27 protein-coding genes and 1 tRNA gene are annotated in these 23,885 nt (G+C 54.4%); 14 read left to right on the top strand and 14 right to left on the bottom strand.

What is annotated here, in order from left to right:
- The 5 genes from rpl4p (at position 1) to QI197_01015 (ending at position 2,383) form a co-directional block, all read left to right on the top strand.
- On the top strand, positions 1-789 hold the full coding sequence (gene rpl4p, locus QI197_01035) for a 50S ribosomal protein L4 (protein MDK2371958.1): 789 nt from the start codon (positions 1-3) through the stop codon (positions 787-789).
- A gap of 1 nt (position 790) precedes the next feature.
- Positions 791-1,063 (top strand): 50S ribosomal protein L23, encoded by a 273-nt coding sequence (locus tag QI197_01030; GenBank protein MDK2371957.1) that lies wholly within the window; start codon positions 791-793, stop codon positions 1,061-1,063.
- 4 nt (positions 1,064-1,067) lie between these two features.
- Positions 1,068-1,802 carry a 50S ribosomal protein L2 gene (locus QI197_01025; protein ID MDK2371956.1) on the top strand — a complete coding sequence of 245 codons (735 nt, stop codon included), beginning with the start codon at positions 1,068-1,070 and terminating at the stop codon, positions 1,800-1,802.
- Between the two features lie 40 nt (positions 1,803-1,842).
- Positions 1,843-2,241: a 30S ribosomal protein S19 gene (locus tag QI197_01020; protein ID MDK2371955.1), complete on the top strand. Its 399-nt coding sequence runs from the start codon at positions 1,843-1,845 to the stop codon at positions 2,239-2,241.
- A 55-nt stretch (positions 2,242-2,296) separates the two neighbouring features.
- Positions 2,297-2,383: transfer RNA gene (locus tag QI197_01015), tRNA-Ser, on the top strand.
- Here the strand turns inward: QI197_01015 and QI197_01010 are convergent.
- Genes QI197_01010 through tuf form a run of 6 tightly spaced genes read right to left on the bottom strand, consistent with a single transcriptional unit; the run spans position 2,384 to position 7,326 of the window.
- Complete coding sequence (locus QI197_01010; GenBank protein ID MDK2371954.1) at positions 2,384-2,599, bottom strand: hypothetical protein; 216 nt, start codon at positions 2,597-2,599, stop codon at positions 2,384-2,386.
- An 8-nt stretch (positions 2,600-2,607) separates the two neighbouring features.
- Positions 2,608-3,624 carry a lactate racemase domain-containing protein gene (locus QI197_01005; GenBank protein MDK2371953.1) on the bottom strand — a complete coding sequence of 339 codons (1,017 nt, stop codon included), beginning with the start codon at positions 3,622-3,624 and terminating at the stop codon, positions 2,608-2,610.
- A 2-nt stretch (positions 3,625-3,626) separates the two neighbouring features.
- Positions 3,627-4,580, bottom strand: coding sequence for a 4-hydroxythreonine-4-phosphate dehydrogenase PdxA (gene pdxA / locus QI197_01000; protein MDK2371952.1), 954 nt, complete (start codon positions 4,578-4,580; stop codon positions 3,627-3,629).
- Positions 4,552-5,646, bottom strand: coding sequence for a four-carbon acid sugar kinase family protein (locus QI197_00995; protein ID MDK2371951.1), 1,095 nt, complete (start codon positions 5,644-5,646; stop codon positions 4,552-4,554). Before QI197_00995 ends, pdxA begins: the two co-directional genes overlap by 29 nt.
- A gap of 41 nt (positions 5,647-5,687) precedes the next feature.
- Complete coding sequence (rpsJ, locus tag QI197_00990; protein ID MDK2371950.1) at positions 5,688-6,005, bottom strand: 30S ribosomal protein S10; 318 nt, start codon at positions 6,003-6,005, stop codon at positions 5,688-5,690.
- Between the two features lie 52 nt (positions 6,006-6,057).
- On the bottom strand, positions 6,058-7,326 hold the full coding sequence (gene tuf / locus QI197_00985) for a translation elongation factor EF-1 subunit alpha (GenBank protein MDK2371949.1): 1,269 nt from the start codon (positions 7,324-7,326) through the stop codon (positions 6,058-6,060).
- A 92-nt stretch (positions 7,327-7,418) separates the two neighbouring features.
- Between tuf and QI197_00980 the strand changes: the two genes are divergently transcribed.
- Entirely contained in the window at positions 7,419-7,910 is a 492-nt protein-coding gene (locus QI197_00980) for a hypothetical protein (GenBank protein MDK2371948.1), read from the top strand.
- Positions 7,911-7,914: 4 nt separating this feature from the next.
- On the opposite strand, the gene glmM is transcribed toward QI197_00980, so the two are convergent.
- The 5 genes from glmM to QI197_00955 all read right to left on the bottom strand — a co-directional run bounded on the left by glmM (position 7,915) and on the right by QI197_00955 (position 14,170).
- Complete coding sequence (gene glmM / locus QI197_00975) at positions 7,915-9,258, bottom strand: phosphoglucosamine mutase (GenBank protein MDK2371947.1); 1,344 nt, start codon at positions 9,256-9,258, stop codon at positions 7,915-7,917.
- Positions 9,249-11,255: an OPT/YSL family transporter gene (locus QI197_00970; GenBank protein MDK2371946.1), complete on the bottom strand. Its 2,007-nt coding sequence runs from the start codon at positions 11,253-11,255 to the stop codon at positions 9,249-9,251. The genes glmM and QI197_00970 overlap by 10 nt, the downstream gene beginning before the upstream one ends.
- Positions 11,256-11,285: 30 nt before the next feature.
- Entirely contained in the window at positions 11,286-12,041 is a 756-nt protein-coding gene (locus QI197_00965) for a hypothetical protein (protein MDK2371945.1), read from the bottom strand.
- Entirely contained in the window at positions 12,038-13,246 is a 1,209-nt protein-coding gene (locus QI197_00960) for a phosphoglycerate kinase (GenBank protein ID MDK2371944.1), read from the bottom strand. Before QI197_00960 ends, QI197_00965 begins: the two co-directional genes overlap by 4 nt.
- A gap of 108 nt (positions 13,247-13,354) precedes the next feature.
- Positions 13,355-14,170: an S-methyl-5'-thioinosine phosphorylase gene (locus QI197_00955; GenBank protein ID MDK2371943.1), complete on the bottom strand. Its 816-nt coding sequence runs from the start codon at positions 14,168-14,170 to the stop codon at positions 13,355-13,357.
- Positions 14,171-14,295: 125 nt separating this feature from the next.
- Here QI197_00955 and thsB point away from each other — a divergent pair, with 125 nt between their 5' ends.
- The 7 genes from thsB to QI197_00920 are packed head-to-tail and all read left to right on the top strand — an operon-like array spanning position 14,296 to position 20,302.
- A complete protein-coding gene (gene thsB / locus QI197_00950) occupies positions 14,296-15,957 on the top strand; it encodes a thermosome subunit beta (GenBank protein MDK2371942.1) in 1,662 nt (553 codons plus the stop codon).
- 9 nt (positions 15,958-15,966) lie between these two features.
- Positions 15,967-16,851: a TrmB family transcriptional regulator sugar-binding domain-containing protein gene (locus tag QI197_00945; GenBank protein MDK2371941.1), complete on the top strand. Its 885-nt coding sequence runs from the start codon at positions 15,967-15,969 to the stop codon at positions 16,849-16,851.
- A gap of 10 nt (positions 16,852-16,861) precedes the next feature.
- Positions 16,862-18,166, top strand: coding sequence for an oligosaccharide repeat unit polymerase family protein (locus tag QI197_00940; protein MDK2371940.1), 1,305 nt, complete (start codon positions 16,862-16,864; stop codon positions 18,164-18,166).
- Positions 18,163-19,338 (top strand): hypothetical protein, encoded by a 1,176-nt coding sequence (locus QI197_00935; protein ID MDK2371939.1) that lies wholly within the window; start codon positions 18,163-18,165, stop codon positions 19,336-19,338. Before QI197_00940 ends, QI197_00935 begins: the two co-directional genes overlap by 4 nt.
- 13 nt (positions 19,339-19,351) lie before the next feature.
- On the top strand, positions 19,352-19,756 hold the full coding sequence (locus tag QI197_00930) for a 30S ribosomal protein S8e (GenBank protein ID MDK2371938.1): 405 nt from the start codon (positions 19,352-19,354) through the stop codon (positions 19,754-19,756).
- Entirely contained in the window at positions 19,746-20,027 is a 282-nt protein-coding gene (locus QI197_00925) for a signal recognition particle subunit SRP19/SEC65 family protein (GenBank protein ID MDK2371937.1), read from the top strand. Before QI197_00930 ends, QI197_00925 begins: the two co-directional genes overlap by 11 nt.
- On the top strand, positions 20,024-20,302 hold the full coding sequence (locus QI197_00920) for an H/ACA RNA-protein complex protein Gar1 (GenBank protein MDK2371936.1): 279 nt from the start codon (positions 20,024-20,026) through the stop codon (positions 20,300-20,302). Before QI197_00925 ends, QI197_00920 begins: the two co-directional genes overlap by 4 nt.
- Here the strand turns inward: QI197_00920 and QI197_00915 are convergent.
- Positions 20,280-20,822 carry a nucleoside-triphosphatase gene (locus QI197_00915; protein ID MDK2371935.1) on the bottom strand — a complete coding sequence of 181 codons (543 nt, stop codon included), beginning with the start codon at positions 20,820-20,822 and terminating at the stop codon, positions 20,280-20,282. The genes QI197_00920 and QI197_00915 overlap by 23 nt on opposite strands.
- Positions 20,823-20,871: 49 nt before the next feature.
- Between QI197_00915 and QI197_00910 the strand changes: the two genes are divergently transcribed.
- Positions 20,872-21,954 carry a hypothetical protein gene (locus QI197_00910; GenBank protein ID MDK2371934.1) on the top strand — a complete coding sequence of 361 codons (1,083 nt, stop codon included), beginning with the start codon at positions 20,872-20,874 and terminating at the stop codon, positions 21,952-21,954.
- Here QI197_00910 and QI197_00905 read toward each other — a convergent pair.
- A complete protein-coding gene (locus tag QI197_00905) occupies positions 21,941-22,624 on the bottom strand; it encodes a fibrillarin-like rRNA/tRNA 2'-O-methyltransferase (protein MDK2371933.1) in 684 nt (227 codons plus the stop codon). The genes QI197_00910 and QI197_00905 overlap by 14 nt on opposite strands.
- Positions 22,621-23,760 carry a C/D box methylation guide ribonucleoprotein complex aNOP56 subunit gene (locus tag QI197_00900; GenBank protein MDK2371932.1) on the bottom strand — a complete coding sequence of 380 codons (1,140 nt, stop codon included), beginning with the start codon at positions 23,758-23,760 and terminating at the stop codon, positions 22,621-22,623. Before QI197_00900 ends, QI197_00905 begins: the two co-directional genes overlap by 4 nt.
- Between the last annotated feature and the right edge of the window lie 125 nt (positions 23,761-23,885).

The raw sequence follows: 23,885 nt of genomic DNA, 5'->3' as shown, positions 1-23,885 counted from the left end.
ATGGTATCGGTTCCGGTGTTCAATCTGAACGGCGAGAGAATAGGGGAGGTGGAGCTTCCCTCCATCTTCGACATGGAGGTAAGGCCCGACACCATAAGGCGGACCTACCTGTCCCAACTGACCGCTAGGATACAGCCCCAAGGTAGGGATCCCTTGGCCGGACTCAGGACGTCGGCTGAGTCTTGGGGGGCAGGTCACGGGGTGGCTAGGGTACCTAGGGTGAAGGGTAGGGGCTACCCCGCCGCCAGCAGGGCGGCTAGAGCGGTCATGACCGTGGGCGGCGCGAAAACCACAGCGCCCAGATCTTGGAAGGTCATCTGGGAGAGAGTGAACAAGAAGGAGAGGAGGCTGGCTATCCTATCGGCCATAGCGGCGACTGGGAGGATAGACTTGGTCAAGGCCCGGCATAGGGTGGATCTGGACTATGTCCCTCTGGTAGTGACGGACGATCTGGAGGGCATATCCAAGACATCTGAACTCCACTCCCTGCTGCTGAAGCTAGGCCTGAAGGACGAGCTGGACAGGACCAAGAGGAGATTCAAGAAGATAAGGGCCGGACGGGGGAAGATGAGGGGAAGGGTCAGGCAGAGGGCGAGGGGTCCGCTCATAATATACCTCAACGAGAGCTCCTCGATAGCTAGAGCTGCCAGGAACATACCCGGAGTTGATGTAGTCGCTCTCAGGAACCTGAGCGTGATCCACCTGGCCCCGGGAGGTGTTCCGGGGAGGCTGACCGTATGGACGGAGAGAGCCCTCCGTTCTCTGGAGGAGGTGATGGGTATTGCCTAAGATAGGCGACTTCGATCCCTACAAGATACTGAAGGCCCCCATCTCCACCGAGAAAGTTGTTAGGATGATCAACGAGGAGAACAAGCTGGCTTTCTTCGTGGACAGAAGGGCTAACAAGAAGGAGATAAAGAGAGCTGTTGAGGAAGCCTTAGACGTCAAGGTAGAGAGGGTGTGGACCATAATTACCATAGACGGCAGGAAGAAGGCATACGTGAAGCTCAGTCCCGAGTATAGGGCCTCGGATGTCGCTGCCAAGCTGGGCATAATAGGGTGATGGTATGGGTAAGCGTATACTGGTTCAGAGGAGGGGAAGAGGAGGTATCCAGTTCAGATCTAGGGATCATCTCAAGATAGCTCCCGTGAAGTACCCGCCTCAGATAGGGCTGAACGGCCTCGTGAGGGGAGTCATAAAGGAGATACTACACGAGCCAGGAAGGCACACTCCGATCTCTCTAGTGGAGCTGGAAGATGGCACCAAGTTCTATTACGTGCCTCCGGAGGGGATATACGAGGGTCAGGAGATACAGATAGGTCCTGGAGCCGAGATAAAGACGGGAAACGTCCTTCCTTTGGCTGATATACCCGACGGGACCTTGGTCTCCAATGTGGAGATAAGGCCGGGAGATGGGGGAAAGATAGCTAGGAGGAGCGGGACCTACGCTCTAGTGTTCTCTCACGAGGGAGATAGAGTCCTCTTGAGGCTTCCCTCTAGGAAGGAGAAGTTCGTGGATGCTAGATGCAGAGCCACCATAGGTATAGTGGCTGGTGGCGGCAGGATAGAGAAGCCGTTCATGAAGGCGGGTCTCAAGTATTACCACGAGAGAACCCATCCGAAGAGGTGGCCTGTGGTCAGGGGTGTGGCCATGAACCCAGTCAGCCACCCGCACGGTGGTGGATCCCACAAGAGACCTGGCAAGCCTACAACTGTGGCTAGGACGGCTCCGCCAGGACAGAAAGTCGGACATATAGCTGCTAGGAAGACGGGTAGGGCCAAGAGGAGGGCTGGCCTCTGAGCCCAACCTTTATTTATGGTTCAAGTATGGGGTGACATGTATGTCCTCCAAGGAATTCAGGTACAGGGGTTACACACTGGAGCAGCTCCAGAGCATGACCCTAGATGAGCTGGCAGAGGTGATGCCAGCTAGAATCAGAAGAACTCTGAAGAGAGGTCTCTCTCCTGAGAACAAGAAGCTCCTGGAGAAGATCAGGAAGTACAGGAACAAGGGCATAGACAAGGTGATAAGGACACACAGGAGGGACATGCCCGTCCTCCCTGAGATGGTGGGGGCGAAAATAGCCGTCCACAATGGGAAGGAGTTCGTCGAGATAACCATAGTCCCCGAGATGATAGGACACTACTTGGGAGAGTTCGCGATGACCAACAGGATAGTGAGGCACGGTAAGCCCGGTAAGGGAGCCACCAGATCCAGCAAGTTCGTGCCACTCAAGTGATTCACCTTTTTATTCCCCCTCGCATTTATACCAGGAATCCGCGAGCGCCGCTCGAGCCGGGGTGGCCGAGCCAGGACCAAGGTGCCCGCCTTGAGAGCGGGTGGCCCTCCGGGCCGCGAGGGTTCGAATCCCTCCCCCGGCGCTACACCTTGGGGAGCAGCTCCGGAGCGTTCCTCATTATAGCCACTCTAGGCTTACCCCCCAAGGATTTCAGTTCAGAATCTATGGCCTCCTGCAGATCTCCATACCAAGAGAAGCCAAGAGACCTGGCTTCTTCCTCGGAGATTCCATCGGAGACCAGGACTACCTTTATCCTGGATCTCACCTTAGACCAGACCATGGAGTTGGCAGCGCCCACGGGATCCTCTATCTCTCCCCCCTGACTTTGGCATCTATCTTCTCCGGACTCAATCCAGCCAGCTCCAAGACCTCTGGGTGAGTGACAGCCACGCCCTCAGGGCAGGGTGTAGCGAGTATGAGGATTCCCCCATCCCTGAGGGCCATCTCAGCCGGATATAACGATTTGTGGGCCTGCCAGAACTCTATATCGGCTGGATAGCTACTGGCGATCACTAAATTGAGGTTGCTGGGAGCCTTCACCTCATACACGCGTCTAGCCTCATCGACCGCCTCGGAAAAGACCTCCCTTACACCGCCTGCGCCCACCCAAGTGGGCCTCCCAATCCCATCGACGACTACCTCCACCAATCCCCTCAGTCCAGCCCTCTCTGCAACCAAGTCCATGAGTGCCCTCACGGGGTTCTCTTTCATTCCCAAGAAGCTCCTCCTCAGTCTAGCGCTGAGCAAGTGCATGCCTCCCACAGTCCTCTCACCGGACACACCGGGCAGGACTATCTTCGACCCACCTGAGAAGCCGGAGACGTGGTGAGGAGTAACCATTCCCACGCCTATCGAGAAATCTACCTTCATGAGGACGTTGCTCACCTCGATGGGGGATCCTTCAGGCATCGATCCAACTATAGCTTGCTTTTCCGGATCCCTATAATCGGGTTGAACGACCTCGACCCTCTCCATCGCCTCCCCATACTTCCTCTCCAACTCCCCTTGGGTCATGGGCCGGTGCGTTCCCAACGCGGCCAGCAGCAGAATGTCATCATCACTCACGCCTGCTGAATTTAGGTAGTCTAGGAGATGCGGGAGGATGTCCGCAGTGGGAGTCGGTCTCGTCACATCATCGGCAATTATAGCCACCCTCCTACTTGGGCGGATAATCGCATCCAAGCCTCTCAAGGCTCGTTGTAGTGCTCCTCGGGCATCCTCGAGGGGCGTAACATTGTTGGGACCCATTTCAACCACTTGAGCCTCATCGGGGAGGTGGAAGCTCAGGTAGCGCTCCCCGTACTTGAGGGAATAGTGGACCATCTCTACTCAGCCAACCTGAATGCCAGCTCTAAAGCCTTAAGCATGCTGCCCTCATCGGCCACGCACCTGCCGACTATATCGTAGGCCGTACCGTGATCCACGGAGGTCCTCACATAGGGCAGCCCTAGCGTCACATTGACTGCTCTGCTGAAGCCAATTATCTTGGCCGGTATGTGACCCTGATCGTGGTACATGGCCACGACAGCGTTGAACTCCCCCCTTAGCGCCCTGAGGAAGACAGTGTCAGGTGGTAAAGGGCCTTCTACCCCGATCCCTTCGCTTCTGAGCTCCTCCACGGCAGGACCTATGATTTCGATCTCCTCCCTTCCCATCACACCGCCATCTCCGGCGTGGGGGTTCAGCCCCGCCACCGCGATGTTAACCTCCTCACCCAACCTCCTCAGGAAAGAGGCCGTCAGTCGAACGGTCAGGTGAATCTCCTCCTTACTTATGGAGGTTGGGACGTCCCTCAATGGGATATGAGTGGTGACGTGGCTCACCCTCAATTCGTCCAAATACAAGAGCATCTTGACTTTCACACCTCCGGCCAGCTCCGCGAGTAACTCTGTGTGACCGGTGAACCTGATTCCAGCCATGTTAACGGCCAGCTTGTTCATGGGTCCGGTCACTAAGGCGCTGGCCTTACCCTCCCTCACCATTTCCGCCGCCCTCACAACATACCTGTATGAGTAAACACCACCCTCGGGAGTCGCCCTACCCTTCTGGACATCCTCGCCACCCATATCTATCACTGGGACGCTGTCCACAAGGTGCGTCGGCTCATCGACGGATGAGAACCTCAACTTCAGACCGCAAAGCTCCGAAACTTCCTCGAGACACCTCTTACACCCCACCACTGTGATGGGTTTCCCGCCACCGACTCGGGCGAGGGACTTCGCGACGACCTCGGGACCTATACCAGCGGGATCACCCATCGTTATCAAGATCGGCCTCACGTAACCACCTCCTCACCCTGATTAACGTGGTCTCCGTTCCGAATCCTCCCGCCTTAGTTACTATGGGTAGGCCATCGAGCGGTCCACCCACTATCCATCCGGCGGCAAGCCCCTCCTCTGGAGGTTCCCCTATCTTTACACCTGCTATCTCCATTCCCTCTACCAATCTCTTGAGGGTCTCCCCACCTACCACCACCAGCCCTCCAATCTCGTAGAGCAAACGGCGGATCTTACCAAGAGTGCTGGGCTTCACCTTGGCTAGGCTGAAGCGAATTGCCGCATCTCCTCCCTCCCCAAGTACTCGGGCGACCTCCTCTATACTGAAATTGTCAGCCTCCAGAACGGGTATCTCCTTTGAGAGGGCTTTGAGCTGCCTGACTGCTACCTCATTCTCCGATCCGGATACGAATAGGATAGGACCGTTTGCTCTAGGGACCTCTCCCTTTTCCGCTCCTATCCACTGGGCCAGTTCCAGAGCTAGCCCTGCGCTACCTCCCATCACTCGATAGTCGGAAATCTCACGGAAGAGGAGGGACAGCGCCCTTCTGTCGGGGACCTCCTTGGCGATCAGAATACCCGAATCATCCTCTCCCCAGTAACCCACCGTCAGATCGGGAGATGTGGCCCTCACTATCTCCTCTATCAAAGAGGAGACGATGGGTAGCTCTCTCACGTATTCCGTCTCCTCTAAGGGAACGCCTCGAACGTACAGTCGACCGTTTAGCACGATCCTTCCCTGCTCGGGGTAAGCCGGGGTGAAGGGCAAGGGGGATTCTATCATCGAAACTATGGGGCTCAGCTCGGCACCTATGTTCCCCCTCATGGTGGAATCCACCTTCTTGTACAGGTACCTCGGACTGGTTAATTCTAGAACGGCCTCTAAGATCTCTCTGATCCTCCTTTCAGCCTTCGCAGGGACGACAAGCCTAGTATCGGTGCTCAAGGATACGCATTTCCATTTGTATCCGGCGAATTCTCGGTTCAGGGCGACGAAGGAACCGCGCCCGAACTGAGATGCCGTGTCTAAAGCGCCGGTTAGGTCATCAGCTAGGATCAGTACATCCATCAGGGGCTATGAGGGGAGGATCCTCTAAAACAGTTGTCCGGTCAGGTAGTCAGCATGACTATGCTTATCTTGACGTCCTCAGGGATGGTGACACCCATTATGCTCCTTATGTATCTCTCGTCGGGGTTAGGGATGTCTATTATGCGCTTGTGGATTCTCAACTCGTACTTATCGTACCTGTTCGTCCCTTCACCCGAGGGATTCCTGAGAGCGGTAACCCTGAGCCTCTTGGTCGGCAGGGGTATCGGGCCCTTGACCCTGACCCCCATCTTCTCGGCCATTTCCTTGAACATCCTGCTCACTTGGTCCAAGCTCTTGGAATTGGTGCTGACCATCTCTATCCTCAGTACCTCGGGCATTTTACCACCACTCACCGGGACATCTCACTGCTAAATAAAAATGATGGAGGGTTTACTTCTTCTTCCTCTCCATCGGAACCACATCGAGCACTATGCCTGCGGCGATAGTCATGCCCATGTCCCTGACCGCGAACCTGCCGAGCGGCGGGAATTCGCTGTACTTCTCTATCACGAAGGGCTTCAGCGGCTGGAACTTCACTACAGCGGCCTCTCCCCTCCTTATGAAGCTCGGATTCTCCTCAATGACCTGACCGCTCCTCGGGTCGATCTTCTTCTCTATGGATACCATCTTGCAAGCCATGTGCCCGGTGTGAGCGTGTATAACAGGTGTGTAACCCGGAGCTATAGCGGTCGGGTGCTGTAGCACCACTATCTGGGCGGTGAACTCCTTGGCGACGGTGGGCGGGTTGTCGGGATGACCTATGACATCTCCCCTCTTGATCTCCTTCTTGTCAATGCCCTTGATGTTTATCCCGATGTTGTCGCCGGGCTCAGCCTTGTCGAGCTTCTCATGGTGCATCTCAATACTCTTGACCTCCGCGGTCTTGCCGAGGGGCTCTATGACTATGTTGTCGCCGGGCTTGATCACTCCGGTCTCCACCCTACCGACCACGACGGTACCGACTCCGGTTATGGAGAACACGTCCTGTATGGGTATCCTGAGGGGCTTGTCCACAGGCTTGGGCGGCGCGGAGAACGTGTCGAGCACCTCATAGAGAGTCGGACCGTTGTACCAAGGCATGTTCTCGCTCTTCCTGACCACGTTGTCTCCCTTCAGACCGCTCACGGGGATGAACTGTATTTTGTCGGGGTCATACCCGACCTTCCTGAGGAGCTCGGCCACCTGAGACTTGACCTCCTCGAACCTCTCCTTGCTGTAGTTCACGGTCGGATCGTCCATCTTGGATATGGCGACAGCGAGTTGGTTGACTCCCAGCGTCTTGATCAGGAAGACATGCTCTATGGTCTGGGCTTGGACGCCCTCTCCGGACTTGGCGGAGACCACGAGTATGGCAGCGTCGGCCTGGCTAGCCCCGGTGATCATGTTCTTGACGAAGTCCCTATGTCCAGGGGCGTCTATTATTGTGATCATCTTATGTGGTGTCTCGATCTTGGTATGGAAGAGGTCGATGGTCATACCCCTCTCTCGCTCCTCCTTGAGCCTGTCCACGAGCCAAGCGAACTGGGCGTCAGCTGCCTGCTCCTCTGGAGGAAGCTCCTCCACTAGCTGGAGATCGAAGAACATCCTCCCTATCAGCGTCGACTTTCCGTGGTCGACGTGTCCTACGAAGATCAAGTTCACGTGTTCCTTCTCGGCCATCTTATCACCCTATCACCTACGGGTATCTCTACCGGTCCATGACTGTGCGCATTTTTAAACCTAAACGTAACCCCCGAATCTGAGGGCCGAACATGAAACCGATCGAATCCACTCTGGATGGTTACAGGGAATTCACCGCTTGGATGGCGGTTATCCCGGCTCTCACGGTCTTTCTAGCGACCTTCCTATCCATGAGGATCACTTTGGTGAGTAGGGAACTGGGAGCCATGCTGAGCGTTCTGTTCATGGTGATAGCCCTCTTCCTCTTCATAATGTCTGACAGATATGTTAGGAGGATAGTATTCTCTGAGAACCTGAATGAGAGCGAGTTGGGGGCTCTGTACAGGAAAGCCGCTTACTACTCCGGCCTTATGATACCCTTAGTGGGCTTCATATCGGCCATACTCGTGGGTTACCCAGACGCGCCCTTCACGGCACTATCTTTCATGATAATAGCCCTCAGCGGCTTGGGATCCGCTTGGAAGAGGTTCTCCGACAAGATGACTGGAAAGCTGGTCCTCCCTAAGGGAGGATCAGACGAGTCCTTCAAGGAAAAGAAGAGGAAGAAGAAAGGGAAGGACTGACCGCTCACATAGCTACGACCTTCTCCACTTCTCTCAAGAACTCCTCAGCTTTGGAGCGGTCGTCCGATTCCACGAGGACCCTTATCTTGGGTTCTGTCTTGGAAGGACGTATCAGTCCCCAGACCTCTAGGTCGGAGAGTCGAACTCCATCGGTCAGATCGATCTCCATACCTCTTCTCTCACCGAGAGATATGAGATCTCTCTTAAGCGAATTCCAATCCCTCCTTTTCGGGAAGTTAGCTCTTATCGTGTGATACTTGGGGAGCTCGGAAATCAGCTCGCTTATGCTTCTTTTCTTGGAGGCCATTATCTCTAGAATGAGTGCCGCAGCGAGAGGACCGTCCCTCCCTATGTGGAAATCAGGCAGTATGACCCCTCCGCAGCTCCCCTCGCCGCCCACCGTAGCACCTACCTCCCTCATCTTATGAGCCACGTATGCCTCGCCCACGGGGGTTCTGTATATCTTAGCCCCTCTCTTCCTCGCAATGTCATCGAACATCTTGGAGGAGGCCACGTTCACCACGAGGGAGCCCCCGCCTCTCCTCTCCAAGATGTAGTCGACGACCAGCGCGAGGGTAATGTCCTCGGATAGTACCTCCCCATTCTCAGTTACAAGGGTAAGCCTGTCAGCGTCGGTGTCATGAGCGAAACCCACATCCGCTCCGGTCGATACAACGACCTTGGACAGGTCTTGTAGAGTATCGGGCCTGGGTTCCATCTCCCTGACGAATATCCCGGGAGACGAGTTCAGCGTGTTGACCTTACATCCAAGTGATTGGAGGAGGTAGGGCGTGACGTAAGCACCGGCACCTCCGTTGACATCCAGCACCACCTTGAAGCCCGCCTCCGAGATCACCTCGATGTTCACGAAGTTCAGTAGGTCCTCCAAGTATTCTCCAGTGACATCTACGACCTCCTCCATGCCTATATCGTTCCAAGGAACCGACCTGAATTCCTCCCTCTCGAACCTCTCCCTGAGCCTCTCCATGTCATCCGGATGGAGGAGGAGCCCCCCTCTACCTATCAGCTTCAAGGCGTTCCATTCAGGGGGATTGTGACTGGCCGATATGATGATACCGCCATCCGCATCGTACCTCTCGACGGCCCATTCTATTGTGGGAGTCGGGGCTATGCCTATGTTGAGCACATTGACCCCCGCCGAGAGCAGGCCTGACACGACCGCCTTGTCCAGTACGTACCCGCTGGGTCTTGTGTCCCGCCCAACGACCACCAAACTTCCCTTTCCTAGTTCCCTACCGAAGATGTTGGCTATCTTCTCGACTATAACCGAGTCGATGCCATCTCCGAATATCCCCCTTATGCCAAGGGGTGTGAATATCAGGGCCATTCGATCACCTCCCCCGCTTCCTCGCCTTCACTCCCTTTCCACTCAATCCTCTCCTGTGAAAAGGACATGTAGGCCTTGACAGAGGGCAGGATCACTGACAGCAGAATGATCACTCCGACGATGCTGGCTAGAGGCTCTAGCGGGCTCGACCTCATGATCACCACTAGGCTCGTCCCCATGATGTTGAGGACCCCTCCTATGGCGAATCCCGCCACGAAGGGGACTGCAGTCTCCCAGAAGAACTCCTGACCCCCATATCTCCTAGTCAAATATCTGAGCAGGCTGGATATCATGTAGAGGATGGCGTATTGGGGTATCAAGAGGCCGAACAGCACTCCAACGGCGCTTATGCCCAGCCATGGTACGCCTCCCCTCAGCAGGAAGACGATAGCTCCTATTGCGAGACCCTCCAAGAAGTACTCCGGCTTCCATCCAGCTAAATCGCCCATCACGGAGAGGAGACCCACATTCGGGTAGATGGGGGAGGCCATATCTAATGGCTTCTTCGCCGCTCCCCAGGCGTGGAACGATACCAGTAGAAGGACTCCTCCCACCACGGCTCCAAACAGGAGTCCCATGAGCTGAGCCCTGAACATCTCCCTGGCCCTCATACCTATGGATTTAGCGTATTTGAAGCTCTCCACCGAGGCAGTGGGTTGAGCTGACACAGTGTCGGTCATCATGGCTGAAGACGCGCCCGAGAAGAACGCATCGGAGGAGGCGCGCTGGAACATGCCTGAAGCGAAGAACGCGTTGTCCACGATGCCCCTGATTCCCAAATCCACTGGGATTATCCAGTTACCCATTCCTATCGTCCACACGTAGCCGTGCCAGTACATGAGGTGCAGGATGACGAGCGCAAGGGCTATGAGCGGGCTGACCCCCAGAAGCATTATCATAAGGGTGCTGGCGGCGAAGGTGAGCAACCATCCAATCACGAGCCACTTTCTCTTTAGGGGCTCGTCCTCCCAGGCCCTCCAGCTATCCCTTATATATCTGTACCCGAGTATGAGGGGGATGAGTCCCACAGCCAGATAGAGGCCCGTTGATATGTGATACCACGGAAGAGGCCCATTCACTGCGGCATTTGATGAGTAAAAAGCGAAATCATGCCCCGGCTCGTACGGCAAGAGGCCCATTCTCACGAGGACTGGTGGAACTAAGAGGAAGGCCACTATGGCCGTCGCCCACATGGACACCTGAATCTCCAAGGGTATGAGGAACGCCCAAGCCAGTAGATCCGGGGTTATCTGGGTCCCGGGGTCCATGCCAAAGGCTCCTCCTGGGAAGAACTGCTGAAGCCAAGGTGTCAGATCGATCCTCAGCTCGGCAGCCGGGAAGTCCTCCCATATCGCTTGGAGGAGGTGTCCCTTCTGGAAGAGGCTGATGCCGAATCCAGCCAGTACGCCGAGCCACAGCCACCTGAGACCCTCTCCTCTGTCCTTAACCAGTTGGGAGAACTTGGCGCTGACCGTGGCCACTGGAAAGATGAGTTTCTCCTTCTCCAAGTAAAATCTCCTGAAGGGTATGATGTTGAGGTAGGAGAATAGGGACAGGACCACAGCGAAAAGGACGGCATAGGTCAGGGGAAGTATCCAAGCAGACCAGTTGACCCCCCCGCCCAGCAGCAGGGCCCTCAGTGCTTCCTGATCCTTGGGAACTAGGAACTCGGGGAGTATTCCTCTCAGAGGGAAATCCTTTGCGAGCCCAGCTCTGGCCCAAGAGGGTAAGATGTACTGCCAACCGACGAAGAGTACTGTGATGACCTCTATAGACCCGAATATGACACCCATCTCCCCGATAGACAAAGGATTGCCTCTCACAGTGGAGAGGGCGTAGGCCACGGTGAGCACCACCAGAGCGGCCTCGCCGGTCCAGCTGTAGCCGGCCGCGCTCCTCATGACCGTCTGGGCGAAGAGCATGAACAGGCCGAAGGCCAGGGAGAGAGTTATAGACCTGAAGGTGAACGCACCTCCAGCTGGACTACATTCCTCCATTTCCTCCAAGAAATCCCCTCCTCTCACACCCTAGATGATCAGCCCGCCTTTAATACTTAGGTACTCATCGGTCATCGACCGGGAGAAATCCCTCTTAACTCCTTCCGACTCCCTCAGGGTATCCACGACCTCAGGCAGGGGGAGCAAGTATCCCAGCAGAGAGATCATCTCAGCCTCCCTCCCCACCACTTTCACGGAGCTGAGAAGGACGTTCACGGAGAAGATGGAGTGGGGAAAGGATACGGGCAGGAAGGCGCACAGATCTTGCAGGTATATATCTTCACCGGAGATACCAACCACCCTAGGGGATCTGAGGAGAGACTCTCTGACCTCCCCCAAGCTTAAATCTTCTCTCAGCTTCACGGCCAGACGGAATGCCCTGAAGTACGGGCAGCAAAACAGTTCATCACTTATTTCCTCAACGGAGATGTCCTGAAGGGGGAGACCCAAGGATAACCTCTCGAGCAGTACATCATATGGCCTCACGACCATGCCCGAGCTGCCGTAGGAGATCCTCACGGAGTATTCCCTCGAGCTGTACTCCAAGAAGGCATCGGTCCCCTCTATGAAATCATCTAGGAATCCAGATACCTTTATCCCCATCTCTTTGAAAAGCTCTAGGCTGGACTCGCTGCAGTAAACATCCAATCTCTTGGAAACCGGTCTGGAGAATGGAGTTATATCGTGATTGTAGGCGCCGATTATCTTAATGTCCGGCTGCCTCTCTAGACAGTCGGCAATGGGGATGGTATAGGGATCGTGGCCCACTATCCCTACTCTAATCATCTCCTGCTACTCTCCCTGAGGGCGTCTACGGCCGGCAGGGGGAGGCCTGCTAGCCCGTAGAGCACGGCCCCGCCAGCCGTGTAAACCCTGCTACCCCTTATCCCAGCCATGTTGGCTGCAGTGCTGAGGTGTCCGCCGCAAAGTACGGACTCCTTTGCATACTTTTCCATGGCCTTAACTATTTCCAGAGTACCTCTCCGGGATTCTGGCCTCTCGAAGATACCCATTGGACCGTTAGCCACGGCCAAATCGGCTCCCTTTAATCTCTCCTTGTATATCTCTATCGTACCCGAGCCTATGTCTATTATCTTGCCTTCCTCCGGTACGGCGTAAACTGGCACATTTTCCAAGCTACCGTCACTCATCTTCACGACGAAATCCACGGGATAGAATACCCTACCCTCCCCCAGCCTCAGTATCTCTCTAGCGGCGGGCAGAAGGAGGTCCAAATCCCTTATCTTCCTGAGATCTCCATTGAGCTTGTGACCCACTGCATGGGCGATTATGATGCCGAGAAGCCCGCCAGTCAGGACCTCTGCCGCCTTCCCGTTCCTGATGGCGTGAACCATGACCTTCAACTTGTCACTAACCTTGGCACCTCCAAGTATGAATATCCTCCTCCCTTTGATCGCGTCGATCTCAGCCATCTCAGCTATCATCTTCTGCATGTTCCTCCCAGCCGCAGCTGGCATCAAATAAGGGAACGCGACCAGAGATGGTTGACTCCTATGCGCAGCCTGGAAGGCATCGTTGATGTATATATCGAAGAGAGGCGCCAGTCTCTGGACGAAGTGTGTCTTGATGAGATCCCGAGGGTCTCCCTCTATATTCTCCTCCGCCATAAACCTCAGGTTCTCCAGCAGGAGGACCTCACCTTGCCCTAGCTTCTTTATCTGCTCCCTTATCTCCTTGGATATGACGCCATCTACGTACCTGACCTCCAGACCCACCTCCTTACTGAGCTCCCGTGCGTGGGGTTCCGTGCTTATGAAATCGCTGCTTCCGGGTCTTCCTTGATGGGTGCCAATGACCACGGAGGACCCCCTCTCTATGAGCTCCTTGAGGGTCTTAGCTGCCTGCTTTATCTTCTCGTTGTTCATTATCTCCCCATTCTCCCCGATGGGGACATTCATATCAGCCCTTAGGAAGACCTTCTTGCCATCCAGAGAGAGATCATCAAGCGTCAAGACCTTCCTCGATCTCAAGGACGCCACCTCGCGGTTCTCCCTATTATGGAACCCGACCAGCGAAAAATTAAAAATTCATATAGTTTAGACTATGCGCGCGTCATATTCAGTTAAAAGTATTGATGGTCACTCGTTGAAGAACTCGTCCAAGGCTTCTCCGCAGGGACAAGATCTCTCGACTGGTATCTTCCCTACTGTCCTCCTGAGGATCTCTGAGAGATCGTTTATCCTCTTGGAAAACGTCTCTAGGACTTCCTCGTGTGTGAGTTTCACCCTGCCGCCTACGCCTGCCGCGTAGTTAGTTACTACTGAGATGCTAGCGTAGCACATGGCAAGCTCTCTAGCGAGCGCAGCCTCGGGACACCCGGTCATCCCAACTATGTCACCGCCCAAGATCCTCATGGCTCTTATCTCAGCTGGTGTCTCAAACCGGTTTCCCTCTGCGCACACGTAAACACCCTTATCCACAGTCTCCAAGCCCAGCTCCTGAGCCGCCTCCTTTAGAGCTCTCCTTATCTCCGGGCAATAGGTATGGGGTGTCATGGATACGTGTATCACCCCCCCAACTTCCTTTCCCCTGACCTTGAGAATTGTTTTTCCATCATAGAACGTTCCCTCCCTACATTTAGTTAAATCTATGAAATCATCGGGGATCACGAAGGTACCGGGAGCCAGCTCCGGGTCGATCGACCCCACAGCGTTAGTGGCCAAGATCCTCTCAACCTCTAACAGGTTCAGAGCGTATAGATTAGCCCTGTAATTAACTTTGAAGGGAGGGATCTCGTGCTTCTCACCGTGTCTGGGTATGAACGCTATCTCCTCTCCCCCGAACTCCCCTAGGAAGACCGTCACATCACCGAAGGGGGTGCCCAGTATTCTTCTAACAGGACTTTCCAGCAACCTGTAAATACCGCTGCCCCCTATTATCCCTACCCTCACCATACCAGGCCCTCTCCTAACCCCTTTGTTTTCTACAGGATGTGGTAATTTTTATAACTCATGGTCGTCCATGACTCATGCCTGTATTTGGCAAGTGTAAAGTCGCATAGCACAGGAGGTGATTGTTGATGGCCCTAGCGACCGTTGGAGGAAGACCCGTTCTGATACTGAAGGAGGGAACCACTAGGACCCGGGGTGAGGAGGCTAGGAGGATAAACATAATGGCCGCCCGCGCCATAGCGGACGCCGTGAAGACCACTCTCGGACCTAAGGGAATGGATAAGATGATAGTCGACTCCTTGGGGGACATAACCATAAGCAACGATGGAGCCACCATCCTTCAGGAGATGGAGGTGGCCCATCCCGCCGCGAAGCTCATGGTCAATCTGGCCAAGGCTCAGGATAAGGAGGTAGGAGATGGCACCACCACCAGCGTTGTGCTGGCTGGGGAGCTCCTCACCGAGGCCGAGAACCTCCTCCAAAAGGACATACACCCGACCATCATAATAGATGGATATGAGAAGGCCCTCAAGTTCGTGGAGCAGGAGCTGGAGAAGCTGGCCATAGAGGTCAATCCCGACGATGAGGAGTGGCTGAAGAAGGTAGCCGAGACTGCGATGAGCAGCAAGCTCATAAGTGCTGAGAAGAAGAGGCTGGCAGAGATCGCCGTGAAGGCCGTCAAGGCCGTCGAGGAGAGGAAGGGAGACAAGAGGTACGTGGATATAGATAACGTGAAGATAGTCAAGAAGAAGGGAGGGAGCCTCTCAGACGCCGAGTTCATAAGGGGCGTCGTTCTCGACAAGGAGGTAGTCCACAGGGACATGCCCAAGAGGGTGAAGGACGCTAAGATAGCTATACTCAACCTCTCTCTAGAGATAAAGAAGCCCGAGATAGACTTGGAGATCCAGATATCCTCGCCCCAAGAGCTCAGGGAGTTCATAGAGCAGGAGACTAGGATACTCAAGGAGAAGGTGGAGAAGATAGCCGCCACCGGAGCGAACGTTGTGTTCTGCCAGAAGGGGATAGACGAGGTGGCTCAGCACTTCCTAGCGAAGCATGGCATAATGGCCGTGAGGAGGGTCAGCGAGAAGGACATGCAGAGGATAGAGAAGGCTACCGGTGGGAAGATAGTGAATAACTTGGACGACCTCACCGAGGCAGAGCTGGGTCGCGCCGGCTTAGTCGAGGAGAGGAAGATAGGAGACGACAGGATGATCTTCATACAGGAGTGCGAGAACCCCAAGGCCGTGACCATACTCCTCAGGGCGGGCGCTGACACCATACTGGATGAAGCTGAGAGGGGCCTGAAGGACGCCCTTTACGTGGTGAGGAATGTCGTGGAGGACGGCAAGGTGTTCTACGGAGGAGGCTCCATACAGGCCGAGCTGGCCCTCAGGCTGAGGGACTACGCCCACACCGAGAAGAGCAAGGAGCAGCTGGCCATGGAGGCCTTCGCCAACGCGCTGGAGAGCATACCTAGGATACTAGCCGAGAACTCTGGGATGGATGCTGTGGATGCCTTAGTGGAGATAAGAAACGCCCACAAGTCCGGGAACATATTCGTCGGGATAGATGCGGTGGACAGCAAGATAGCGGACATGAAGGAGCTGGGAGTGGTCGACACCTACAGAGGGGTCAAGAACGCCGTAGCCGCCGCCACCGAGACCGCTATACTGATAATCAAGACCGATGACATAATAGCTGCGAAGCCCTACGAGGAGAAGGGCAAGGGCAAGGGCGAGGAAGGAGAAGAGGAAGGAGGCAGTGAGTTTAAATCTGAGTTCGACTGAAAACGCGGGATGAAGCTAGTAGACCGGAAAAGCGGAAAGATCTTGGGCGTAAACGCCTTCGATCTTTTTTTAATCTTGATAATCGTCTCATTCGCTGGCTATTATGCCTACGAGAATCTGCTTCCCCCACCTCAAGAGGTCAACGCTTACTCTGGCCTCAATATCAGGAATGCGGCCCTAGAATTCACCAGACTCTCCACCATGGGGTACATAGTCGAGGCGAGGATAGATGGGGTGTGGACCGCTAATGGGACGGAGTTCCACGACGACGTTCTCATAACTTGGTCTTACGAGACGAGACTCTTCGGATGGTACAAAGGGAGGAGGATAACTATCGGGGGCCCTAACGCCTATGTGGAGGACATAGCTGCCTCGAAGATAACCTTCAAGACGACCGCCCCCTCAATCATCAGGATATACACCTACCCGATAAAGGCAGACAGCCTCAGCGAGATAGCGGACAAGTTGGAGGAAATAAGCGGAAAGGTAGCGGGGGAGTACGGCGTCAGGGATGTAAAAGCTAGGTCCTCGCTGGTCATTGACGTTCCCGGGCTCGAGCCGAGTGCGTATCTCTACACTCAGCTGAAGTGGAAGATCTACGAGAGGATCCCCTGGGGCTTCATCTACGTTTACTTGGGAGAATCCTTCATAACCATGAAGTTCGACTACACGCAGAAGGTGTCCCTCACATCCGATGATCTGAGGGAGATCGATTCTATACTCAGGGAGCTGGGAGTGAACTACACCAACGCCATGCTGGATGCTGCCTACGTATACATCGGTACGGAGGAACCTCTCACAGGGGTTTCGGTGTACGCCAACCTGTTAGATAACGCGCGACCCCTGTCGGATGCCATAGATGTGACTAGGCTGACGTTCATCCCCAAGCCATAGGGGGATCGCATTGCTAGTTTCCCTCCTACTGAGATCGTTCAGCACCTCCATCTTGGGGAGGATATGGCGGAGGCTCGGCATACCCGAACTGGCCAGAACCAGTCTAACTTACAAGCTCCTCGTCGCCTCATACGAAATCCTTTCGTCAGCAACTCAATCCTCTATCTTCCTGAGGGCCCTCGGGAGGACTTGCAACCTCATCAACTCAATCATCTCAGGGATAAGCATGCTAGCTCCACGTTGGAGGATAGATCTCCCAGTGGGAAGGTTGGTAGAGATACTGCTCTCCCCGTGGATGTTCCCTCTGGGTCTTCTCCTGTTCTTCTGGTTGTCGATGGTTCGGGTCTCGATCCCAACCATGATCCTAATTTATTTCACCGTACTCGTGATGGCCTCGGGGATCTTCCTAGCCTATAAGGAGGAAGGCCTTCGAGTTATCGATAACAGGGGGTTAGTTGTTCTCTTAGGTGCTGCTATGTTCCTACTGGGTTACATGGCTTTCATCATGCAGATATCTAGGGTGGGAGGCCTCCCTCTCTTGAACGATGAGCTCAGGAGGGGTTTGTCCCCTCTCCTCAACTACTTGGCTTGGACCACCGTTCCCGGTACTGCATTCCTCCTTTCCTCGTTGGATTTGAGGAAATGCGAGGCCTACTCATTGACCCTGATAGGGTTTATCCCCTCGTTTTTCTTGGCTTTCAGGACTGAGATGATAGCTTATATATTGACGGCCCTCGTCGTCCTTTATCACAGGAAGGTAGTCAGCTATAAGCAAGTTTTCTTGGGACTGATGGTGGCTGCCGCTTTTTTCCTTGGAGTGGGTGCGGTCAGATCGCTGACCACGGGCTTGGCCCAGAACCCACTTCTCTCAGTTCTCTACAGGCCGACCATCACGATAGCGGCCCTCGACACAATAGTCAGGCTCTACGCTCTAAGACCGGTTACCGGTGGGTGGGTGCATCTAGCGGCTCTATCCTCATTAGGACTAATCAGGGGTACGCGTTACGGCCCTAGAACCCTGATAAGCATCTATGTGGGAGGCAGGAGGACTGTGTCCACCACGGCGACCTTGATAGGTGGACCTCTCTTGGACTGGGGGGTATTAGGGGCGGTAGCAGCTTCCCTCATCTTCTCCTATCTACTGGCCCTAGCTTACAGGTTCTCCAAGAAAGCGGACTACCTGCTCGGCCCCTATTCGGTGCTGTTCGCCTACTTGGTCGTTGGGATAGAGACGGGGATACTGGATATCAACGTATACCTCTACCTCCTTATTGCCGTGGTGGTTCTTCTCACCTCCCTGAGGCCGGAGAAATGAGGTCGCTCAGAGAAGTGATATACTCCATCTCAGTGCACCCCACGATAGGCATACTCACGATCCTAGTGGCGATCCTCCTACTGGGCTCTTGGAGTTACGGGCCGGATTACGGGTGGGTGATGGTATCTGGGTTGGGCATTCTAGCCTTCCAGTTAGGTACACTCACTGCCTCCATGGTCAGCGGCAGAAAATTACACTGGATATCACTCATCATAAGTGAGGCCCTAGTGATCATCCTGTTGGGGGTCTCCTTCAGGGAGATAACCCCTCTCCACCACCTAATAGCCCTGCTATGGGTGACTGCGATCAACTTGGCCGCCTATATCATTGCACACAGCAGGGGCGAGACACCCATCTTCCAACTACTGGTTTACGCCTCCGGAACCTTCTTCGTCGTGCACTCATTCCTCCAATACGGGGATTGGGAGGTCATTAGGGAGCTACCTCTCACTCCCGTAGAGGGAGCCTTCGGGATGTTTCTGATATTCATTTCCTACCCGAGCTTGTTGTGGAGGTTGATAGAAGGCGGACGCAGGCTCCTTCCCTTGGCCTTCCTGTCCCTGACCTCCGGCTTGATGGTGCTCCATGGATTCAGGGCGGATGTATCCTTGGTGATCCTGTCCACCTCCCTGCTTATGGTCAGGAGGAAGGATCCCAAGGGCTTCGCACTCATGGTTATCCTCCTAGGACTGTTCGTCGCCGTCGGGGAGGTGAGATCGTATGTTCATGTGCCAACCTATGAGAGGGTTGCTTTCAGGCTTGCAACTACCTACTATTACTCGAAGGAGTTGTGTAGCCACTTCCTGACACCGCTGCCTCCATATGGGCCCTTCTGGCTCTCATCCATACCCCTGCATCCATCGCAATCCTTAGGCAGGGGGATCCTCAGCAAGGCCTATGGGATCACGCCCACCATGTTCATCGGCCTCCTTGTGGCTCTGGGCCTAATAGGCATGATAGTCTTCTCCGTGCTGATAGGGTTCCTCTCGGGGTATAGCTACCGCCTATCAATGGGAGGAGGCAACGATCTATTCTCGTACAATATAATATGGCCTATACTCATCACGAGGGCTGAGATAGGCTTCAGCCAGCTGGATATAGCCCTCATAGCTGGCTCGGTGGTGTTCGCCTCCCTAGCCAATCTTATTAATGGAAGTGATCAAGCTAGCTAGGTGAAGTGGGAACATGCCGTATTACTACCACGGTCCAGTAATGCCCGGAGGTAGGAAGCCTACCGGTGGTAAGGTAAGGAAGAGTAGAGGAAAGAGGAGGAGGGAGGCCGGTAGACCGCCAGCGTTCACGGTAGTGGGAGCTAGGAAGCTCAAGCCCATCAGGATAATGGGCGGTGGAAGGAAGCTCAGGCTGGTATCCGATCACGAGGTCAACGTGGCGCTTGGCGATGGCACCACAAAGAAAGTGAAGATACTAGATGTGATGGAGAACCCGGCCAGCAAGGTGCTTACTAGGAGGAAGATAATAACGAAAGGAGCGCTGGTCAAGACCGAGCTGGGCTTGGTGAGGATAACATCTAGGCCTGGCCAGCATGGGATCCTGAACGGGGTTCTACTGAGGGAAGAGGTTGCCTCGTAAGGGCCCCAAGGTAATATACCCCTCCTATTTCGATTCTAGGTTGAGCAGGTCCAAGGGCAGGAGGGTACCTCGCCCCCTTGCTGTGAGGAAGCCTACCCTCCAAGATTTGGTGAGCGCTCTGAAACATCTCTCCTTGGAGTACGAGGTGGAGGAGAAGCACAGGCCCTCGAGATGGTACAGGTTCGAGGGGAGGGTGAAGGTGATCTACCAAGGAAGCAAGGAGGAACTCCTTAAGAAAGTGGCCGAAACAATCAGGAGGTATAGGAAGTGAGGGTACTGGGAGAGGTCGTGAGACTGACTAGATCTAGGAACTTCCTAGTGAAGATGAAGCCCCCGGTCAAGGAGGACCCTAAGGACAAGAGGGTCGTCTCCGAGGATCTGCTACTCGTTGGGGTGGTCAGCGATGTTATTGGGCCAGTTCACGAGCCGTACGCGCTGGTGAAGATCGTGTTACCCTTGGACAAGGCCAAGGAATTCGTGGGTAAGAGGCTGTACTTGGTGGAGCGCAGGGAGGAGAGCAGGCTCATAACCTACCCAAATACTTGAGGATCCTCTCTACGAGCTTCTCCGCAACTCTTTCAGCCATACCCCTCTCTATCCAGAAGACCTCCGATAGAGAGCATATCTCCTCAACGAATTTGATTTTGGAGATGGGAGCGGTGCCGAGAGCCGCCCTATCCGACCTCCACAGCTTCCTCACGACCTCCACGAACCTATCCGAGAACAGTTCCATCTTACCGATCTCATCAACCAAGACTAGGTCGCATTCCCTCATCGAGTTCTCCAAGGCAGGAATTGCCACCTTCTCAAAGAGATCTATCCTGACACCGTATTTGGAGATTTTAGGACCATCCCCGTAGTTGACAGAGGCGAACAGGGATTTCTCCCCCGTCAGTAGGTTCTCCACCTCAAATCCTATTCTCCTTCCTCCAGATCTGATCTCTGGAGTCCTTATTCCCCCTACTTTCACTCCTAGGTTCTCTAAATGCTCCTTTACCATCATAACGGCCGTAGATTTCCCAGATCCCGGTTTACCCCTTATAATATACTTACCCTCCCTCCCCATGATGGAACCCTCGCTCAGCATACCGCTCAAGCTATATAGGGAGGGAAGCGTGATCTTCTACTCCACCGATTTGGAACACTTAGAGAGAATGGGCCTGTCCTACACAAAGGCACCAGTGTTTTACAACCCGCGAATGAAACTGAACAGGGACGTCACCATCTCAATCGTCAGGTCTGTGAACATTGGGAGCGCTGCCGATCTCATGGCAGCATCGGGGGTCAGGGCCCTCAGACTGGCGGTTGAGGGGGGCGTCGATGAGGTACTGGCCAACGATTCTAACTGCTTGGCAGTCCATGTGATAAAGCTAAATGCGAGGCTCAATGGGGTAAGGATCAGGGCGACCTGCTCAGATGCAAGGCTGGAAGCCGAGAAGCTCGCGTGGGAGGGAAATAGACCCCATTATTTGGATCTAGACCCTTTCGGTTCCCCGGCTCCCTACATGGATTCCTTCTTGAGGGCCGTCAGGAGGGGTGGCCTGTTGGGAGTTACGGCTACTGACACCCCGCCCCTGTTTGGCATATACCCGGACAAGCTGTTCAGGTACTACGGTGTGTTGGGGAGGAAGCTTCCCTTTCACAAGGAGTTTGGGATACGCGCTTTGATTTCCTTCACCGTCAGAACAGCGGCCAGACTCGACCTCGTAGCCAGACCTCTGCTCTCCTACGGAAGGGAGCATTACGTCAGGGTGTTCTTCTCCATCGATAGGGGGCCCTCGGCCTCTAGCCGACAGCTCAGGGAATCTCTGGGCTGGGTGGAGACCTGCAACGGGGAGCATGTGATCCACAAAGGGGTCGATCTGCCCAATGCTGAATGCGGGGAGCTGCTAGGTCCCTTGTGGCTGGATGAGATCACGGATCCGCGATTCTTGGATGGGGTAACACCGATCAACGAGGAAGTTGAACGCCTTCTAAACGCTCTAAGAGAGGAGTCTGGAGGCCCTCCCTTCTACTACATGCTCGACGACATCTGCTCACGCTTACGCGTTAAAATGCCCAAAGTGAGCGATATCGTCGCTACCTTGAGGGAAAGAGGATATTTCGCTGCTAGGACGCATTTGGAACCTCTTGGGGTGAAGACGACAGCGAGCAGGGCTGAGATAGATGAAATAGTTAAGGAGATCACAGCTTCCTGAAGACCATCATTGCATGCTTGGGGTCGTAGGGAGAGAGATCAACGGTCTCCAGCAACTTATATCTCCCAGTGGAGATGACCTCCTTCTCGACAAGCCTATAGACCTTCTTGGGCGGGAGGGTTACATCTATACTGCTGGCTTTGACGGCTATCATAGCCACACCACCCTTCCTTAGGAAGATATCCGCGTTCTTCACCAGTATGCTGGCCTGATCGGGCTGTGCTACATCCTCGTACACTACATCCACCTCGGAGACGATCCAAGAGTAGCTTTGAGGCCTTCTAGCACTTTCCATGATTGGTACGATGTTCCTCCTCACCTTAGCCACTCCTAGAAGATCTCTGATAACCCTATGAGCTATCTCCACACCGAATATGATCCCATCATCCTCAATCACGTCGCTCACATGCGAGGCGGTCGTTCCCGATGCAATGCCCAAGTACAGGACCTTGGTCCCCCTCCTGAACGGGAAGTTCTTCAGGCCCTTGTATATGGCCGCTGCTAGCTTTGACCTGTAGGGGTTCCATATCCTGTACTCCTCTCCCTTGATCTGCCTCACAATTTCATCGTAGACCCTGTGACCCGGGGCTATGCTCTTAGTGGCCAACTGCTTCTTACCATTTATTATCCAGAACAGGTTTCGGAACTTCTGGTCCTCCCTAACCCTCATTTCCTACCACCCCTGCCCAAGATCTCCCTCAGCTTCTCGTCTATCTCCCTCCTTAACTCGTCTCCCACGTATCTGCCATCTCCAAAGGCATCCACTCTAGCAGCTATGGCTATCTTGGTTGCCAGCAGTCTTGCGACCTTCCCCCTCAGCTTCTTAGGTGCGGTCCTCACCTCCTTGGCTTGGAAGAGTACGCCGTGCTTCGGGGGCTTGGCTCCCTTAACTAGGTGCATGAAGATGGCCTTGTGGGCACCCAATATCTGGATGGAACTGGCTGGTAGGCTTGCAAGCCTGTTCAGACCTCCAGCCACGGCTATGAGTCTAGCCCCTACAAGCGGATGAACGACCGCGGATAGGTTGGGAGCGGCGCGCTTCATGAGGTCCTCTATGAAGGCCTCCACCATCTTCCTAGATTCGTAAAGGGATGTCCAATTCTCAGCGACCTTCCTCAACATCTCAAGGTCGCTCTCCTCGAAATCGGCCCCTATCGAATTTCTCGCAGCCTCCATAACCTGTCTAGCCTTGGCATCGCTTAACCCAGCCTTCTTCAGTATTTCTAAGGTCATTTTTCTCCTGTCAGGCTGTAGGGAAACCACCTTCATGAACAGCGGATGGTCCTCCACCAAATCATTCAGCTCTGGGAAGTGAATTGAGTACCACTCTCTGATGGCCGGGGCTAGGACATTCAATGCCTTGTTAGCGTGATCGATGTAGTCTATGGCTTTTATGACCTGCTGATCCAGAGAGCTCAGCTGCTTCTTTATCCCGATCCTCGTAAGCTCTATTCCTATCTCATTAAGCATCCTGAAGTAATCCTTCTGTTTCACTACCCCCCATATCTGGGAGGCGTAGCGGTGAGGCGTCCTTCTCAGCCGGAGGAAGGCCTCCTCGGCTGGTGAGAGTATCGATTTGATGTCCGCTTTATTCAACAGGTCCTTCAGTATCTGATCGCCTACTACGAGCTCATCAGCTTTCAAACCGGCGAGCAGTTTCCTGAGAGGCTCTTCTAGCAAGCTCTCGTCAGTCAATATGCTGGCGATCTTCTCAGGATCCTTGGGAAATCCCCAAGACTTAAGGACCTTGCCCTTATGATCAAGCAGTAGGATTCCATAGGGTTGGAGGGCCAAGAATGCTCGCAAGTTATCTCCCTTCGAAGTAGGACCGGGGTCCTAAAAAATCTCTTATATCGGATGCTGTCCGGGCTTCCTTCCGAGTACGAACCTCTTGCGGTAAATGCTCTTTATCCTCACCCTAGGAACAGGAC

It is taken from the genome of Thermoproteota archaeon (assembly GCA_030130125.1).
Taxonomy (GTDB): domain Archaea; phylum Korarchaeota; class Korarchaeia; order Korarchaeales; family Korarchaeaceae; genus Korarchaeum.
Note: the sequence above shows the minus strand (reverse complement) of the source record. Positions and strands in the feature narration are given on the sequence as shown.

Excerpts from the sequence above, each read along its gene's own strand:
- QI197_00995 (MDK2371951.1), bottom strand. The coding sequence starts at position 5,646 with ATGGATGTACTGATCCTAGCTGATGACCTAACCGGCGCTTTAGACACG.
- QI197_00930 (MDK2371938.1), top strand. The coding sequence starts at position 19,352 with ATGCCGTATTACTACCACGGTCCAGTAATGCCCGGAGGTAGGAAGCCT.
- glmM (MDK2371947.1), bottom strand. The coding sequence starts at position 9,258 with ATGGCCCTGATATTCACACCCCTTGGCATAAGGGGGATATTCGGAGAT.
- QI197_00955 (MDK2371943.1), bottom strand. The coding sequence starts at position 14,170 with ATGGTGAGGGTAGGGATAATAGGGGGCAGCGGTATTTACAGGTTGCTG.
- QI197_01025 (MDK2371956.1), top strand. The coding sequence starts at position 1,068 with ATGGGTAAGCGTATACTGGTTCAGAGGAGGGGAAGAGGAGGTATCCAG.
- QI197_01005 (MDK2371953.1), bottom strand. The coding sequence starts at position 3,624 with ATGGTCCACTATTCCCTCAAGTACGGGGAGCGCTACCTGAGCTTCCAC.
- QI197_00935 (MDK2371939.1), top strand. The coding sequence starts at position 18,163 with ATGAGGTCGCTCAGAGAAGTGATATACTCCATCTCAGTGCACCCCACG.
- rpl4p (MDK2371958.1), top strand. The coding sequence starts at position 1 with ATGGTATCGGTTCCGGTGTTCAATCTGAACGGCGAGAGAATAGGGGAG.
- QI197_01020 (MDK2371955.1), top strand. The coding sequence starts at position 1,843 with ATGTCCTCCAAGGAATTCAGGTACAGGGGTTACACACTGGAGCAGCTC.
- QI197_00980 (MDK2371948.1), top strand. The coding sequence starts at position 7,419 with ATGAAACCGATCGAATCCACTCTGGATGGTTACAGGGAATTCACCGCT.
- QI197_00945 (MDK2371941.1), top strand. The coding sequence starts at position 15,967 with ATGAAGCTAGTAGACCGGAAAAGCGGAAAGATCTTGGGCGTAAACGCC.
- tuf (MDK2371949.1), bottom strand. The coding sequence starts at position 7,326 with ATGGCCGAGAAGGAACACGTGAACTTGATCTTCGTAGGACACGTCGAC.
- thsB (MDK2371942.1), top strand. The coding sequence starts at position 14,296 with ATGGCCCTAGCGACCGTTGGAGGAAGACCCGTTCTGATACTGAAGGAG.
- QI197_00905 (MDK2371933.1), bottom strand. The coding sequence starts at position 22,624 with ATGAGGGTTAGGGAGGACCAGAAGTTCCGAAACCTGTTCTGGATAATA.
- QI197_00915 (MDK2371935.1), bottom strand. The coding sequence starts at position 20,822 with ATGGGGAGGGAGGGTAAGTATATTATAAGGGGTAAACCGGGATCTGGG.
- rpsJ (MDK2371950.1), bottom strand. The coding sequence starts at position 6,005 with ATGCCCGAGGTACTGAGGATAGAGATGGTCAGCACCAATTCCAAGAGC.
- QI197_00970 (MDK2371946.1), bottom strand. The coding sequence starts at position 11,255 with ATGGAGGAATGTAGTCCAGCTGGAGGTGCGTTCACCTTCAGGTCTATA.
- QI197_00965 (MDK2371945.1), bottom strand. The coding sequence starts at position 12,041 with ATGATTAGAGTAGGGATAGTGGGCCACGATCCCTATACCATCCCCATT.